The organism is Sandaracinaceae bacterium (assembly GCA_020633055.1).
GTDB lineage: Bacteria > Myxococcota_A > Polyangia > Polyangiales > Houyiibacteriaceae > JADJJE01.
Genome location: JACKEJ010000008.1, coordinates 450,624 through 465,744, shown reverse-complemented (window position 1 = coordinate 465,744; position 15,121 = coordinate 450,624). Strand labels below are relative to the sequence as shown.

The window sequence follows — 15,121 nt, the reverse complement described above, 5'->3', positions numbered from 1 at the left end:
GCCAGCATCGCTCGGCAGACGCCTCCAAACGGACGGCCTCTCGGTGTTCCGCGCTGGGCGCTCCGAGCGCGTGGACCTCTGCTCGTGCGCGGGCTGCGTCACCTGACGTCCCAGCTTCCCCGTGTTAGAGCGCGACGCATGGGACTCCTCTCGTTCTTGCGCGGCACCCCCAAGCAGCCGCCCGTCAGCCTCGACGACGACAACTTCGACACCGAGGTCGCCAAGTCGGAGCTGCCTGTGTTGATCGACGTCTGGTCCGCCGGCTGCGGCCCCTGCAAGCACCTCGAGCCCGTGTTCATGGACCTGGCCGGGCGCTACGCGGGTCGGGTGAAGGTGTGCGAGCTCGGGACGCACGCGGCGCCGCGCTCCGCGGGTCTGCTCCAGATCCGGGCCACACCCACCGTCGTGTTCGTGCGCGGAGGCAAGGTGCTCGAGGCGGTCGTCGGGGTGCGCAGCAGCCTGTACTACGCGGAGGCCATCGAAGAGCTCTTCGGCGTCCCCGCCAAGCCTGGCGCGGAGGCCTGAGCCATGGACGAGGCGCGCCTGCTCGAGAAGCTGCGGGACCTCGAGAACCTCATCGCGGGCGCGACGACGCCCGGCGAAGCAGCCGCGGCGGGCAACGCCCGGGACCGCATCCGCGCGCGGCTGCGTGCCCTCGAGCAGGAGGCGCCGCCGGTGGAGTATCGGCTCAGCACGCAGGACATGTGGAGCAAGCGACTGCTGCTCGCGCTGCTGCGTCGCTACGAGCTGCGCCCCTACCGCTACAAGGGACAGCGTCGGACCACCGTCATGGTCCGCGTCCCGGCGGCGTTCATGGACCAGACGCTCTGGCCGCACTACCAGCGCGCCAGCCGTGAGCTGCGGGCGCACCTGGACACCCTCGCGACGCAGGTGATCGAGAGTGCCCTCGAGGAGCGCTCGGACGACGCCGAGGAGCGGGACGAGGTCCAGCTGTCCCTGCCCGGCGGCGACCGCAGCGCGGAGTGACGGGGCGATCGCGGCCCCGGCACGCACGTCCACTTCCTCGTAGAAGAAAACTCCCAGGCCGACGTATCCTCGGGCGCGCCGCGCGAGCGGTGGTCGCGGCACGGGGTCGCGCAGGCGGGAAGCAGGGAAAGCGAAGATGGACAAGGCCATGACGACGTGGTGGGCGGCGCTGCTGATCAGCGCGCAGGTGTTGGGCTGCGGCGGCGACGACGCGCCTCCTGTGCCCACTCCCCCGGTGATCCCGGCCGTACCTCCCGTACCCGCGCCGGGCGTACCGCCGGCGACTCCCCAGGTCCCAGCCGCGCCCACTCCCGCCGTGCCCGGCGCGGGCGGCACGGCCACGAACGCCAACGAGCCCGCGCCAGAGACCACGGGCGTGGAGGTGCAGGTGCGCAGCGTCCAGCTGTACCACCCCGAGTCGCGCGGCACCCCGATGCCCCCGCTGGTGGCCGACACGGCCAACGAGCGCGACTGGATCCGCGACGAGGGCTTCCAGATCGCCATGCAGGTGGAGGCCACCAACGTGACCGACCGGCTGCTGTTCATGCCGCTCTTCGACAGTACCATCCGCATCCAGGGCGCGCGCGGTGGGCGTGACTGCACCCCGGCGCGCGACCGCGACGGCCACATCATGGTCGGGCGGCGCGTCAGCGACGGGCCCGGCAACGTGTGGCGCGAGGACTCGGGCGAGGAGTACTTCTGGCGCCCCGGCGAGCGCGTGCGCTTCACCATGCGGGCGCGCTGCGGGTCCATCTCGCTGCTCGAGGTGCAGCCGCAGACCATCAGCGGCGCGTTCCACGTCGTGGCCAACTCGGCCTACGAGATGGGACCGCCCGTGCGCGTGGCCGTGCCCGTCACGCTGCCGGGTGCGGCGATGATCATGCAGACCGTGCAGCTGCCCGACGGCACCACGGGCTACGCCAGCGGCAACTGGGTGACCTACCCCGAGCGTGGCGTCGCCCGACGTGACCACCTCGCTTCGTGGGGCATCAGCGCCCACACCGCCCAGCGCGGGGACCTCCCGGCGCAGACCCCTCCCGTCAACGTCACGCGCAACGAGTGGAGCATGGTCAGCAGCGAGCTGAGCATGACGCACTACACGCAGGCGCAGATCGAGAACAAGGGGGAGCGCCTGGTGCGCCTCGCCACGACCATCACCATCAACACGGCCGCCATCGAAGCGCGCCTGCAGGCGGACGTCTCGTCGGCTCAGGCGGCGCTGCTGTCGGCTACCTCGGCCCTCGAGGCCGCGCGCGGCACCCTCGCGACTGCGCAGAGCGGTGGCGACGAGGGGGCCATCTCGGCCGCAGAGGACGCCGTCGAAGGCGCCGAGCGCACGGTCAGCAGCGCGGAGCGCGGCGTGAGCGATGCGCAGCGTGCCTTCGAGCGGGGCCTGTCCTCGGAGCGCTCCGACATGGCGCGCCTGCTCTCGTGTGATCGCCTCAAGCTCACCACCAACCGCCGCGACGTCACGGCCCGCAACAGCCGCGACGCCCGCGACGCCTGCGCCGCCCTCCGCGACAACGGCAGCGCGACGGTGGTCTGGGAGTTCCAGATCGACCGCTACGAGGTCCCCGTCGCCCTCACCTTCTCGCTAGGCCGCGACGCCCAGTTCGTGCCCATCGCGAGCCAGGCGCTGTCCGTCTTCGACATCCACTGAGCCCGCGCCCGGGCACCCACCGCGGGCCCCATCCGAGCAACCAGCGCGAGCGTGATCAGCGAGCGCTCTCGAGACGACTCGGGAGCAGCAAGCGATACTGCCCTTCGGCGTCGCTGACCGTGCGCGCCACCGCGACGGCGCGTGCTCCCACGGCGTCGTCCAGCACGATGTAGGCGGTGACCCTCGCGCCAGCGAGCGGGCTCCCGTCGTTGGCGCGGACCACACCCGTGCGTGGCACTGGCATGCCGATGTCCACGCTGCGTGTACTGGTGGTGCCCGGGATGGCGACGCTGACTGCGGGGAACACGACCCACGGGTAGCCCGTCTCCACGGGGGGGCGCGCCACGACGTCATACTGACCGAGGTCGAGTCGGAGTGAGAACCAGCCAGTCGGTCCTGCCGTGGTCTCGGCCGCGCGGTTGTAGCGCGCTACCAGGCCCTGGGCCCCTTCCCAGCGCAGCGGCATGGCGCTGACCGCCGCGAGCAGGGGCTCGCCGGCAGGGGTGAACACCTGCGCTCCGAAGGTGCTGCGCCGCGGCAGCGTGAACAGTTGCCCCCGCACCTCGCGCGTCTCCGGGCCGATGGACACGTGCTGGGCGAGGATGCCTGGGTCGTCCAGGGGATCGCCATCCGGGGTGGTCACCGGCGAGACGACCACGTCGTATTCCCCGGGCACGAGGTTCAGCTCGAAGGTCCCCGCCTCTTCACCGCTGCCCGTGACGATCGTGCGCGTCAGGCGCGCCTCGAGACCGGTCCGCTCGTCCACCAGGCTCGCCGCGATGAACTGCACCTGGGCGTCCGCGAGCGGGGTCCCGTTGGCCGTCTCCACCAGCCCTGCGTAGGTCACCGTGGGGAACGCCGGCACCTCGATCTGGAGGGCCCCGTCGTCCGTGTACAACACCTCGGCCGTCACCTCGGGGAAGAGGGGGCGCTCCTCTCCCGCGCTGACCAGCAGCACGTAGGGGCCCGTGTCGGGCGCGATGGCGATGGCGAAGAGCCCATCCTCGGTCACCCCCAGCGACGACACCACGCGACCGCTCACGCGCTCGATGGCACGCACCTGCAGGCCATCTTCGTAGACCAGCACGCCAAGGTCGTTGGCCTGCACCACCTCACCCATCAGGGTGCACCCGACGGAGGTGTTGGGGGTGCAGGGCGCGCTGTAGTCGGCGATGTCGATCTGCAGCTCCCAGCGCGTCGTGTCGCTGGGGAGCGTGACGTTGCGCAGCAGCAGAGGCGGGATGACGCGGTTGGCGGTGGTCGGCGGCAGCAGAGAATCTGGCGCGAAGGGAGCCGAGGTCGGCGTGATGGTCACGTCGTACACGCCACCCCCGCCGAGGACGGACGAAAAGTCGGCCTCGAAGATGGCGCCGTTCACGTCCACGCTGGTCGGCTCGGCGTAGGTGCGCGTCCGCAAGGCTTCCTGAGCCCCACCCGAGACCTCTTGGATGCGCGCGAACGCGACGTCGGCCGGCACCAGGACCTCACCCAAGCGGACCTGACCCACCACCTCTACGCCCGGCGGCAGCAGCAAGTCCTGCGTGCTCGGGGTCACCACCAGCTCAGGCGCGAAGCGCCAGCGCGGCGGCACCAAACGCCCCTGTCCTTCGCGCGGCTGAGGCTCGACCTCGACGAACACGCGCAGCGCCTCCGGCGCGGGCTCCACGCACAGCCCGTCCATGCAGACCCCAGTGAAGCAGTCGTCCACCAGCGTGCACTGGTTCTGAGGCGCGTCGCTGGTCACCATGGGATCGAAACCGCAGCCGCCCAACGACGAGGAGGCGATGGCGAGCAACGCGGCCAGGAAAGGACCCCGCCGCGGACGTGGGGCGACGGGGGTCATAGCGGGTCTTCCCGGAAGTAGAGCGGGTCGAGCGCGATGGGGCACGCCGAGAGGCTCACGTCGGAGGTGACGCTGTCCGTGCTGTGGACCCACCAGACCATGGTGGCGAAGTCGTTGTCCCGCGCGGGCTGTCGCTGATCCACCCCGTTGGTGAACTCGCCCGACACCACCAGCTCGATGCGGTGGCAGCGTGGGGGGCCCAGGTGCACCATGGGCACACGGATGGGGACCTCGCGGTCGAGCTCCCCGGTCGACTCGACGGTCTCGGACACCCGCAGCCGTGGCTCCCCGGGGGCGCCGTCCACGAACACCCGGTAGTCCAGCGACTGCCGCAGGTTCGGGTCCCGCAGCACCACCAGGAGCTCGAGGTTCTCGGGCATGGGGTCCGGGCCGCCGAAGTCCAGCTCGATCACGCCCGACGAGGGGTAGGCGGTGTTCGGGTCGTCGAGCACGGACGGCGGATAGTCGGGGATCTCCGGCAGCTCGACCTTGTCGAGCGCGAGGCAACCGCCGAGGGCCGTGCTGGAGACGAGCGTGAGCATCCAGAGCGCCCAAGTAGCAAGGCATGTGCCGCCCACAAAAACAGGGTCATTCGGGCGGTTTGGGGTCGGAAGCTCGGACATTTGCGTCGTGGCGCGAGGGCGGGGGACTGACAAGGATGTCAGGGTGCGGTCCCCCAATTGCGCTCAGGCCGGACCCGGGGCGTCCGGTTCGCGCTCAAGGTAGCGAAAGATGGTGCGGGGATCGACCCCGAGGTCACGCGCCGTCTGGGTCCGGTTGCCCCCGTTCCGCTCCAGGGTCTCGAGGATGTACTGGCGCGTGAACTGCTCGCGCGCCTCGGTCAGGGGCAGCACGGTCTCGAGCGCGTCCTCCCCCAGGTCCAGGTCGTCTGCGCCCAGCAGCGTGGTGTCCGCCAGCACGAGCGCCTTCTTCAGGCGGTTCTCGAGCTGCCGCACGTTGCCGGGCCACTCGTAGCGCCGCATCGCGTTCACCGCCCCCGGGGTGAAGCCCGTCACCTTCGCGCCGAACTCCTTGGCGTACCGCTCGAGCATGACCTTCGCGAGCATGATCACGTCGTCGCCACGTTCGCGCAGCGGGGGCAGGTGCAGGTTCACGACGTTCAAGCGGTAGTAGAGGTCCTCGCGGAACGTCCCTGCCGTGATCTCCTGCTCGAGGTCGCGGTTCGTGGCAGCCAGGATGCGGATGTCGATGGCCTCGGACTTGGTGTCGCCCACCTTCATGACCACGCGCTCCTGCAGCACGCGCAGGAGCTTCACCTGGAGGGCCAGCGGCATCTCGCCGATCTCGTCGAGGAACAACGTCCCCCCGTGCGCCGCCTGGAACTTGCCCACGCGCGTCTGCACGGCGCCGGTGAACGCGCCGCGCACGTGCCCGAAGAACTCGGACTCCATCAGGTTCTCGGGGATGGCCCCGCAGTTCACCACCACAAATGGGCCCTTGGCGCGCGGGGAGCGCTGGTGCAGCTCGCGCGCGACGAGCTCCTTGCCGGTGCCCGTCTCGCCCGTGATGAGCACGTTGATGTCGGTGCCGGCGACCTTGTCCACGCGCTTGTAGACCTCGCGCAGGCTGGCGCAGCTCCCGATCACGTCGCCGAAGCGTCCGCCGCCCAGCTCCTCCTCCATGCGCGCCTTGTCCGTGCTGAGCTCGTCCAGGAGGATGGCGTTCTGCAGGATGAGCGACGCCTGACCGGCGAAGATGCTCATCACGTCCAGACTGGACGACTCGAACAGGTTCACCACGTTGTCGTTGCCCACGTAGATGAGCCCCAGCATCTGCCCCTGGGCCATGAGCGGCGCCACCATGACCGAGCAGAGCTTGAGGTTCATGACGCTCTCGCTGGCCTTGAACGCCTCGTCGTGCAGCGCGTCGCTGACGATGACCGGCTGACGCGTCTCGATGCAGCGCTGCAGGATGCTGTCCGAGAGGTGCCGCACCCCTTCGGGCAGATCGTCCGTGTGCACGTCGCGCGCGGCTGCGACCTCGACCGCCCCGTCGCGGATCAGCAGCACGAAGCCCTTGTCCGCGTGGGTCACCTCGATCACCGCGTCCAGCAGCGCGCGCATCTGCTCGCCCACGGAGCGGATGCTGAGCAGCTGGCGGTTGAACTCGCTCAGCTTGCGCATGCCCGCCAGCTCCGCCGCGCGGTCCTCGTCGTCGGCCTGGTCCGCAGCCTCGTCGTACAGCGAGAACACGAACTCGAGGTCACCGATGCGCAGCCGGTCCCCGTGGAAGACCTTCGACTTGCGCTTGTTCTTGCCGTTCACGCCGATCTCGCTGCCGTGGATCAGCGCCACCCCGAAGTCGCGCCCGTCGAACACGATCTGCGCGTGGAAGTCGGACACCGACGCGTGGTCCACCGTGATGTCGTTGCCCACGCCGCGGCCCACCGTCGTGATCTTCTTGTAGACCGGGAAGCTGCGGGGTCGGCCCTCGTCGGCGATCCATTTGAGGCTCGGCATGGTCGCAGCCTACCCGAAGATCACGGGCTCGCACTCCCGTGTGATCGTGAGCTGATGGGTCAGCCCGTCCTGCAGGCGCTCGCACGCGGCGCCCTCGAGGCGCACCCGGCCGCCGTCTTCGAGCACGAAGGTGCCCGTGGTGCCAGGGTCCACCCCACCGTCGGTCAGCTGGCTGCTGTGCGGCACGGGCTGCCCATCCAGCAGCACCCGTACGTAGGACGGATCGCCCGGGCTGACGGAGAGCGTGTAGGTGCAGCTCACCAGGTCCGCCGCGATGCCGTCCAGCGCCGCCGAGAGCGTGACCTGGTCGTCGACCGGGATGTAGGTGTCACGCCCGGTACCTCCGGCGGCGGCCATGGCATTCAGCGTGGCGGTCAGCTGGGGGGTGTCGTAGCCGATCACCCAGGTCGGGATCCCGTCGCTCGCCAGGGCCGCGACCGCGTCGATCGAGCTCAGGTCGTCGAGGCACCCCAGCCATGGCGTAGGCGTCGCGTTGCAGTCGTCGAGGGTGCAAAGGCACTCGGTGCGCGCGCCCTGGAACGAGTTGCAGTTCGGCGCCCCGTCGGTGACCAACACCACGTAGCGCTCACCACCTCGCGACGCGTAGAAGCGGCGCGCCAGCGCGAGCATCGCGGAGGTGGGTGTCCCCCCGCCGGTCCGCGAGGCCGGGTCCCCACTCAGGCTGGCGGCGATGGTCGCCGCTTGGTTGGGCGCAGGCGCCGCCACCACGCTGCCCTCCACGCACCCGACCCCGGCCCCGAACAGCCCGAGCCCGAAGGCCACCCCGGTGGGGTAGGCCGACACGACGTCGTTGATGGCTTGGACGGCGGGGGTCCAGCGGTCCACGGGCGGCAGGTACATGCTGCCCGAGCGGTCCAGCAACACCAGCACGGACGGCGGTTCGCGGGAAGGCTCCACGTGCACCAGCTCGCACGCTCCCACGTCGGGGAGCTGGGCGCCGAGGTCACGCGGGGCGCCTGGGGGCGGGGGCGGCTCACCGCAGCTCGCGAGCAAGAGCGCGCTGATGGTCAGTCGTCTGCAGAGGCTGCGACAGGCCTTAGCGAGCGTCAGGGGGTCACCCTCCGCGCCTGTGGCGCATACGACGCCGACCGAGCACGCCGGCGAGCAGCAGCAGGGCGAACCTGCCGTGCGTGCCGTATGGCGGCCAGGGGGCCCAGCAGGCCGTATCGAAGTGTCATGTGCTCCAGATCTCCGTCGCCCTACACGTGCGCGCCCGGGATGACCCCCACGGTATCAGGCCCCGGGTAGGAGAGCACGATAGGCACCGAGTGTCATGGCTCGCCGCGCCGCCCACCCCCGCGCCGACGCTTGCGGGTGAGCACGATGTACAGCAGCAGCGCCAGCTGTCCCGCGATGACCAGCGCACCCGTCTGGTAGGACACGGCGTCGTAGAGCGTGTCGGCTGGGGTCGTCGGGCTGTCTGGAGGACACGCGAGCGCGATCACGATAGGCTCGCTGCGCAGCACCACGTCGCTCCCCGCCAGCCGCGCCGTCAGCTCGACACGATGCTCTCCGGGCGTGAGGAGCGGCGTATCGGAACCAGCCGCGTCGCACACCAGCGCCAGGCGGTCTCGCCCCCGGCCCACCCAGCTCTCGTGCGGCGCGGGCGTGTGGATCGTACTGCTGGCCGCGTGATGGCGCGTGCCGTCCACGTACGTCTCGTAGAGCAGCAGGTCCGCCCAGGGTGCGGCGCCGTCCGCGAGCGAGAGGTCCACGTCCACATACACGGTCTCGGCCTCTCGGGAACATCCGCCACCCTCGCTGGCGATGGTCAGCCGGCCGCGCTGCATGGGGCTCGCGGTGAGGGTGCCGAGCTGGGTCGGCAGGGGCTGCGCCGGGGTGATCGTGAGGTCGGCGGAGAAGGGCCGGAGGCCGCCGATCACGCACGTGTCCGCGGCCTCCACGTGTACGTGCTCACCCGCGACCAGGGGGAGCGTCAGCAGCACGCCGTGCGCAGCAGCGTCGGTCGCGGGCCCGTCTGTCGGGCCGAGCGCGACGCGGGTGACGTGGAGTGGCGCGCGTGTGGCGGTGGGCCCCTCGTTCGCCGCGGCCCGCCCACCGTCGGAGGAGGCCCTGGGGACCTGCCAGGCGCTCACCTCGTCCGCCACGCCCGTCGCGCCGTCCCGCACCGCCCGCCAGAAAAGGCCAGGGGCGTTCGCGGGGACGCTCGCAGTGCCGCTTGGCACGAGGAAGCCGTCCTGGCACACGGGCTCGCTGCACGCGCTGGCCTCGTTCGGGGTGAGCCACGCAGCGCCGAGCGACGCCGCCAGCACCGCGCCGAGCATCGAGGGGCGCACAGCGTGCGGGGTGCTGGTCATGCCGCGCACACTACCAGACGAGACTGGCGACGGGCTCGAGCCCCAGCGCCCGTCTCCCGACGCCAGCGCGAGACAGCCATCGGCTCACGCGCGCTGACGCTGACCCTCGCGTGGGATCGCGAAGCGCTCACGGTAAGCGGCGAAGCGCGCGTCGAGTGACTCGGCGTCGAGCCCGAAGCTCTGGAGCGCGTAGCGGTGCTTGCCATAGCGATGCTGCGGGCTGTTCTCGCGCGCGGCCCTCATCGCGTCGCGCGTGGCGTCGTTCAGCTCGAGCCCCGCGAAGGCGTAGATGCGTGCGACCTCCGCGAGGGGATCGCGCATGACGTCGTAGTACGAGACGTCCAGGAAGTGCGACGGATCGTGCCGGTCGCGTGCGTCCATGGCGCGCGTGATCATGCGCACCACCTTGTCGCTCCAGTCGCGGCCCACCTCGAGCGGGTCCACGCTGTCGCTGAACACGCCACGCCCGTGGGTGATCATGCTGCAGAACGACGCCGTGGTCTGCAGCGGGTCGCGGTGCGTATGCACGATCTTGGCGTCGGGGAACACGTCGAGCAGCGTGTCGAACCACTCCAAGTGGTGCGGCGTCTTCAGCACCCAGCGGCCCTCTGGGCGCTTCCATGCGAGCAGCGCGAGCAGCCGGCGCAGGTAGCGATAGGCGGGTCCTTGGTCCTGCTCCTCGAGCCAGCGCGAGAAGCTCGGCACGCGCAGCGTCGCCTCCGGCACTGTGCTGAGGAAGCTGTAGTCCAGCAACATGACCTCCTCCTCCGGCGACTCGGCCTCCACTGGGTGGATGGCGAAGAAGTCGGGCGCCAAGTACGCCAGCGCGCGCTCCGCGAGCTTGGCCTGCAGCAGGCGCGGGTCGCGCCCCAAGACTTTGGTGCGCAGCGCGCTTGGTGGGACGGGGTCCAACACCTCGTAGCTGGACAGGCCGCGCAGCGCTGGGGCGGCGGAGAGCAGGCGGTGCAGCATGGTGGTGCCCGTGCGCTGCAGCCCGGCAATGAAGATGGGCGCGGTCGGCTCGAGCTGGAGGATCTCGGGGTGCGCCTTGAACAACCGCTCGGCGCGCAGGCGGTTGGCCATGATGCCCGTGATGCGACCGCGCGTGATGGCGAGGCCGACCGGGGTGAGGCGTGCCTCCTGGTTGACGCTCTCACAGAGCTTCTCGAGGGGGAGGATGTCGAACTCGGGCCCGAAGTCCGCGCTTCCCGCCTGCTTCTCCGCGGCCCGCACCATCGCGTGGGCGTCCAGGCGCCCGTCGGTGGCGCTCAGCACACGGTTGAGCATCGCCACCGGCCGCGGGCGGTACGGGTGCGTGTAGTCGGTAGAGGTCTCGCGAACAGCCTTCTCGCGTCGGCTCGGGGATGACATGGCTACAGGCTATTAGCCTTTAGCTTGGTGGTCAAGCGGACGCGCTCTCGCGCGAGAACCATGCGCTCACAGGCCGCATTTCAGGGCTGCGGAGTGGCCCCCCATGATGGTATGACCGGCCCATGACGGAACCCAAGGCAGAGCTCACCAAGCTGCTCACCTCCATCTTCGCGGACGGCATCGTCGACGTCAGCGAGCACAAGGCGCTCACCGCCTATCGCGACCACACCGTGTTGTCCGAGGCCGACGTGCAGCAGGTCTTCACCAGCTTCCTCGAGAACAAGTTCGACGAGGCCATGGCCGACGGGAAGATCTCCGTCCAAGAGCGCCTGCTCATCGCGAACATCGTGCGCGAGCTCAAGTTCCCCGAGACCGCCGTGCCCGTGCACGTGCGCATGATGCTGCAAGACTGACGCCTCGCGCGTCAGCCATCCGTCCCAGGGGGTCCGAGCGCGAACGCGACGTGCAGGCGGCGCGTGTCGCTCGCCGGGGCGACGCAAGCGACCTCCACCAACCGGTCTTCTTCGTCGGTCACGCAGGCCCGGAACCAGCCCTCCTCGTCTGGCGCCGCGGTGGGGTGCGCGCTGTGCTCGTGGCAGCCGTCGAGGCCATCGGCCGCAGCCAGCTCGCGGGCCGGAGCGCACACGTCCGTCGCCGTGCGCGGCTGGGTCACTTGCACCCCGTAGAGCAGCATGGGCCCGTCGTCGTCCTCGAACGACGTGAACTCGAAGCGCAGCGCGAAGTCGTCGCCCAGCGCGCCCAGCGGAGGGCCGCCCTCGGTTCTGCGAGTGACGTCCACGTAGACGTAGCGGCGACCGCGGTTCGGGCCTTCGGCCTGCACGCGCAGGTCGCGCCCGCCGCTGCTGACCACGTGCAGGTGGTCCGCCTGGAAGCGTGACTGCACGTCCTCGGGGCGGGTCTCGCCGAACGTGACGAAGCGCACCAGCTCCGGCAGGTGCGTGAGCGTGAAGACCTTGGGGCAGGCCGGCGAGCCCGCGACACCGCACACCTGACCTCCCCCACAGCCCACGGTCAGCGCGGCCAGTCCAAACACCCACGGCAGCCTCGACGCGACACGGAGCGCCGCGCAGGCGATCCGCGACGAACGAGCGCGGTCCGTGGGCCGCGAACGGCGGGAGGCGCACATCCGGCCGACCCTTAGAAGTGGAAGCTCAGCTGCACCAGCGCGCTGATCTGGACACCCACCGCGTCGCCCTCCTCCGACAGGTCGATGTTGGTGATGATGGGCGCGCCGCTGACGCCGGCGCGGCGCACGTTGAACACGGTCGCGTCCGCGCCGACGCCGATGGCGACCAGCGGGCTGATCATGTAGTCGAAGCCGATGCCCAGGTTGGCCGCGACGCCGCGCACGTTCTCGGACTGCCCGGGGATGAGGTCGTTGTTGAACAGCCAGACGTAGCCGATGCCGAAGCGGAGGTAGGGCTCGAGGTGCCTGGTGGGCAAGCGGATGCCGAGGTCCAGCATGACCGTGCCGAGGTCGAAGCTGTCGTGCCGCGCGACCTCGGCCTGCACGCCCAGGGTCACGAACGAGATGAAGAAGCCGAGGCCGCCGCCCACCGCGAAGCCGGACTCGTCCAGCCGCGCGATGTCGGGGATGAGGTTGTCCTCGCGCAGCAGGCCCAGCTTGACCCACGAGTACCCAGCCGAAGCCTCCAGGTAGAACACGCGGAAGCGGTTGTGCCGGCCCACGTCGGCCGTCTCGTCGTCCTCCAGCACCTCCTCCGTTGGGCCCCCGGTGGATGCCTGCGCCGTGCTGGGCGTGGGCTGCGTGCTGGACGCGGGACGCGGTGCGCCGCTGGTGCTGGTGGGGGCGGGCTGGGTGCTGGTGCCAGTGGGCGCGGGCTGCGTGCTCGTGCCGCTGGGCTGCGTGCCCGTTGGCGCGGGCTGCGTGCTGGTGCCGCTGGGCGGTGTCCCCGTGGGCTGCGTGGTGCCGGGCTGAGCGCCTCCCGAGCTGGGCTGCGTGCCGCTCGTCGTCGTGCCGCCCGAAGGGGGCGGCGCAGGTCGGCTGGGCTCGTCGGCGGGCATGTCGAACGCCCGCGCGCTGCTCGCGAGGGGCCCCGCGCACAGCGCGGACGAAGCCAGGAGCGCTACCAGGAACGGCCCGGTGAGGCCGGCTCGCCCCCCGCGCGTGAACTGTCGGACCACTGCCACCATGCGGCTCAAGCTATCACGCGCGATCGACGGAGGTCAGGTGTTTCAGCCACGCGGGGACGCCCCGGATCAGCCTGTGCGCTTCCACACGAAACGCGTTGTGCGAACCACGGCACAGGCTGGTAGTGTGAGCAAAACCCCAGGAGGCCAGAGCTCATGAGCGACATGGTTTCGCGGATCGCCGCGCTTCAGGACTACGACCGATACAGGGACCTCCACTGGGAGGGCACCTTCGAGGACTACCTGAGCATCGTGCGCGAGCGCCCAGAGGTGACGCGCACCGCGTTCCAGCGCGCCTACGACATGATCCTCTCGTACGGCGAAGAGGAGTACATCGACAACAAGAAGCGCTTGGTGCGCTACCCGTTCTTCCAGGACCCCATCGACGACGGCAAGGACGCCATCTTCGGCCTGGACATCCCGCTCATGCGCCTGGTGCACGTGCTGCGCGCCGCGTCGCAGGGCTACGGGCCCGAGAAGCGCGTCATCCTGCTGCACGGGCCGGTGGGCTCGTCCAAGAGCACCATCGCGCGCCTGCTCAAGAAGGGGCTCGAGGCCTACTCGCGCACGCCCGCCGGTGCGCTCTACACCTACGAGTGGATCAACCTGAAGGAGACCGGCATCGCGGGCGACGAGGACGTGTTCCCGTGCCCCATGCACGAGGAGCCGCTGCGGCTGATCCCACCCGAGTGGCGTGCGGACGCGGCGCGGGAGCTGGGCCTGGGCGACGACCGCACGCGCATCGACCGCAACATCAAGGGCGACCTGAACCCCGCCTCGCGCTTCATCTTCCGGCACCTGCTGGAGCGCCACAAGGGCGACTGGGGCGCCATGATCCAGCAGCACGTGCGCGTGAAGCGCCTGTTGCTGAGCGAGCAGGACCGCGTGGGCATCGGTACCTTCCAGCCGAAGGACGAGAAGAACCAGGACAGCACCGAGCTCACGGGCGACATCAACTACCGCAAGATCGCGGAGTACGGCAGCGACTCGGACCCGCGCGCCTTCAACTTCGATGGCGAGTTCAACGTGGCCAACCGCGGCATCATCGAGTTCGTCGAGGTGCTCAAGCTGGACGTGGCGTTCTTGTACGACCTCCTGGGGGCCACCCAGGAGCACATGATCAAGCCGAAGAAGTTCGCGCAGACGCACATCGACGAGGTGATCATCGGCCACACCAACGAGGCCGAGTACAAGAAGCTCCTGAACAACGAGTTCATGGAGGCCCTGCGCGATCGCACCATCAAGATCGACATCCCGTACATCACGAAGATGAGCGAGGAGATCCGCATCTACCAGAAGGACTTCAGCTCGGAGCGCCTGCGCGGCAAGCACGTGGCGCCGCACACGCTGGAGGTGGCCGCCATGTGGGCCGTGCTCACGCGCTTGGAGGAGCCCAAGAAGCACGAGCTGGGGCTCTTGGCCAAGGCCAAGCTGTACGACGGCAAGATCCTGCCGGGCTACACGCAGGACAACGTGAAGGAGCTGCGCAAGGAGACCTCGCGCGAGGGCCTCGACGGCATGAGCCCGCGCTTCGTGCAGGACAAGATCAGCAACGCGCTCGTGCGGGACGGGAGCGAGGGCTACATCAACCCGTTCATGATCCTGAACGAGCTCGAGAAGGGCCTGCGGGCGTCGCTCATCGTCAACGACGAGGCGCGCAAGGGCTACGCGGACCTCATCGGCGTGGTGAAGGCCGAGTACGACGAGATCGTGAAGAACGAGGTGCAGCGCGCCATCAGCGCCGACGAGGACGCCATCGGGCGCCTGTGCGCCAACTACATCGACAACATCCGCGCCTACCTGATGAAGCAGAAGGTGAAGAACAAGTACACCGGCAAGGACGAGGAGCCGGACGAGCGCCTGATGCGGTCGGTCGAGAGCAAGATCGACATCAACGAGGCACGCAAGGACGACTTCCGCCGCGAGATCATGAACTTCATCGGCCACCTCGCGCTCGAGGGCAAGAAGTTCACCTACGACACCAACGACCGCCTGCGCCGCGCGCTGGAGATGAAGCTCTTCGAGGACCAGAAGGACAGCATCAAGCTCAGCAGCTTCGTGTCGAACGTCATCGACAAGGAGACGCAGGACAAGATCGACGTGATCAAGAACCGTCTGATCAAGTACTACGGCTACAACGAGGCCAGCGCGACGGACGTGCTGGCGTACGTGGCGAGCATTTTCGCGCGCGGGGACGTGCGGGAGTAGCGCGGAGCGTCAGCGACTCGGGGTCGCGCCCAAGGGCACGTCTCCGGGTCCAGCCAACCGC

At 69.8% G+C, this 15,121-nt stretch carries 13 protein-coding genes; 5 read left to right on the top strand and 8 right to left on the bottom strand.

What is annotated here, in order from left to right; all coding sequences use genetic code 11:
- Positions 1 to 138: 138 nt before the first annotated feature.
- The 3 genes from H6726_18765 to H6726_18755 all read left to right on the top strand — a co-directional run bounded on the left by H6726_18765 (position 139) and on the right by H6726_18755 (position 2,647).
- Positions 139 to 525 (top strand): thiol reductase thioredoxin, encoded by a 387-nt coding sequence (locus H6726_18765; GenBank protein MCB9659697.1) that lies wholly within the window; start codon positions 139 to 141, stop codon positions 523 to 525.
- A gap of 3 nt (positions 526 to 528) precedes the next feature.
- Positions 529 to 987: a hypothetical protein gene (locus H6726_18760; protein MCB9659696.1), complete on the top strand. Its 459-nt coding sequence runs from the start codon at positions 529 to 531 to the stop codon at positions 985 to 987.
- 148 nt (positions 988 to 1,135) lie between these two features.
- Positions 1,136 to 2,647, top strand: a complete 1,512-nt coding sequence (locus tag H6726_18755; GenBank protein MCB9659695.1) for a hypothetical protein — start codon at positions 1,136 to 1,138, stop codon at positions 2,645 to 2,647.
- Between the two features lie 55 nt (positions 2,648 to 2,702).
- Here H6726_18755 and H6726_18750 read toward each other — a convergent pair whose 3' ends face one another.
- The 6 genes from H6726_18750 to H6726_18725 all read right to left on the bottom strand — a co-directional run bounded on the left by H6726_18750 (position 2,703) and on the right by H6726_18725 (position 10,680).
- Positions 2,703 to 4,490 carry a hypothetical protein gene (locus H6726_18750; GenBank protein MCB9659694.1) on the bottom strand — a complete coding sequence of 596 codons (1,788 nt, stop codon included), beginning with the start codon at positions 4,488 to 4,490 and terminating at the stop codon, positions 2,703 to 2,705.
- Positions 4,487 to 5,032 (bottom strand): hypothetical protein, encoded by a 546-nt coding sequence (locus H6726_18745; GenBank protein MCB9659693.1) that lies wholly within the window; start codon positions 5,030 to 5,032, stop codon positions 4,487 to 4,489. Before H6726_18745 ends, H6726_18750 begins: the two co-directional genes overlap by 4 nt.
- Positions 5,033 to 5,176: 144 nt before the next feature.
- Complete coding sequence (locus tag H6726_18740) at positions 5,177 to 6,970, bottom strand: sigma 54-interacting transcriptional regulator (protein ID MCB9659692.1); 1,794 nt, start codon at positions 6,968 to 6,970, stop codon at positions 5,177 to 5,179.
- 9 nt (positions 6,971 to 6,979) lie between these two features.
- A complete protein-coding gene (locus H6726_18735) occupies positions 6,980 to 7,984 on the bottom strand; it encodes a VWA domain-containing protein (GenBank protein MCB9659691.1) in 1,005 nt (334 codons plus the stop codon).
- Between the two features lie 278 nt (positions 7,985 to 8,262).
- A complete protein-coding gene (locus H6726_18730) occupies positions 8,263 to 9,309 on the bottom strand; it encodes a hypothetical protein (GenBank protein MCB9659690.1) in 1,047 nt (348 codons plus the stop codon).
- A gap of 84 nt (positions 9,310 to 9,393) precedes the next feature.
- Positions 9,394 to 10,680 carry a sulfotransferase gene (locus H6726_18725; GenBank protein ID MCB9659689.1) on the bottom strand — a complete coding sequence of 429 codons (1,287 nt, stop codon included), beginning with the start codon at positions 10,678 to 10,680 and terminating at the stop codon, positions 9,394 to 9,396.
- 122 nt (positions 10,681 to 10,802) lie between these two features.
- Here H6726_18725 and H6726_18720 point away from each other — a divergent pair, with 122 nt between their 5' ends.
- The gene (locus tag H6726_18720; protein ID MCB9659688.1) at positions 10,803 to 11,093 is read left to right on the top strand and encodes a hypothetical protein; all 291 of its coding nucleotides are present in this window, start codon (positions 10,803 to 10,805) and stop codon (positions 11,091 to 11,093) included.
- Between the two features lie 11 nt (positions 11,094 to 11,104).
- On the opposite strand, the gene H6726_18715 is transcribed toward H6726_18720, so the two are convergent.
- Positions 11,105 to 11,734, bottom strand: a complete 630-nt coding sequence (locus H6726_18715) for a hypothetical protein (GenBank protein ID MCB9659687.1) — start codon at positions 11,732 to 11,734, stop codon at positions 11,105 to 11,107.
- Between the two features lie 104 nt (positions 11,735 to 11,838).
- Entirely contained in the window at positions 11,839 to 12,855 is a 1,017-nt protein-coding gene (locus tag H6726_18710) for an outer membrane beta-barrel protein (GenBank protein MCB9659686.1), read from the bottom strand.
- 153 nt (positions 12,856 to 13,008) lie between these two features.
- On the opposite strand from H6726_18710, the gene H6726_18705 reads away from it, so the two are divergent.
- The gene (locus H6726_18705) at positions 13,009 to 15,060 is read left to right on the top strand and encodes a serine protein kinase (GenBank protein ID MCB9659685.1); all 2,052 of its coding nucleotides are present in this window, start codon (positions 13,009 to 13,011) and stop codon (positions 15,058 to 15,060) included.
- The last annotated feature ends 61 nt before the right edge of the window (positions 15,061 to 15,121 follow it).

What these genes read in the sequence shown, in the direction of transcription:
- H6726_18765 (MCB9659697.1), top strand. Translation starts at nt 139, where the DNA reads ATGGGACTCCTCTCGTTCTTGCGCGGCACCCCCAAGCAGCCGCCCGTC.
- H6726_18760 (MCB9659696.1), top strand. Translation starts at nt 529, where the DNA reads ATGGACGAGGCGCGCCTGCTCGAGAAGCTGCGGGACCTCGAGAACCTC.
- H6726_18755 (MCB9659695.1), top strand. Translation starts at nt 1,136, where the DNA reads ATGACGACGTGGTGGGCGGCGCTGCTGATCAGCGCGCAGGTGTTGGGC.
- H6726_18750 (MCB9659694.1), bottom strand. Translation starts at nt 4,490, where the DNA reads ATGACCCCCGTCGCCCCACGTCCGCGGCGGGGTCCTTTCCTGGCCGCG.
- H6726_18745 (MCB9659693.1), bottom strand. Translation starts at nt 5,032, where the DNA reads ATGCTCACGCTCGTCTCCAGCACGGCCCTCGGCGGTTGCCTCGCGCTC.
- H6726_18740 (MCB9659692.1), bottom strand. Translation starts at nt 6,970, where the DNA reads ATGCCGAGCCTCAAATGGATCGCCGACGAGGGCCGACCCCGCAGCTTC.
- H6726_18730 (MCB9659690.1), bottom strand. Translation starts at nt 9,309, where the DNA reads ATGACCAGCACCCCGCACGCTGTGCGCCCCTCGATGCTCGGCGCGGTG.
- H6726_18725 (MCB9659689.1), bottom strand. Translation starts at nt 10,680, where the DNA reads ATGTCATCCCCGAGCCGACGCGAGAAGGCTGTTCGCGAGACCTCTACC.
- H6726_18720 (MCB9659688.1), top strand. Translation starts at nt 10,803, where the DNA reads ATGACGGAACCCAAGGCAGAGCTCACCAAGCTGCTCACCTCCATCTTC.
- H6726_18710 (MCB9659686.1), bottom strand. Translation starts at nt 12,855, where the DNA reads ATGGTGGCAGTGGTCCGACAGTTCACGCGCGGGGGGCGAGCCGGCCTC.
- H6726_18705 (MCB9659685.1), top strand. Translation starts at nt 13,009, where the DNA reads ATGAGCGACATGGTTTCGCGGATCGCCGCGCTTCAGGACTACGACCGA.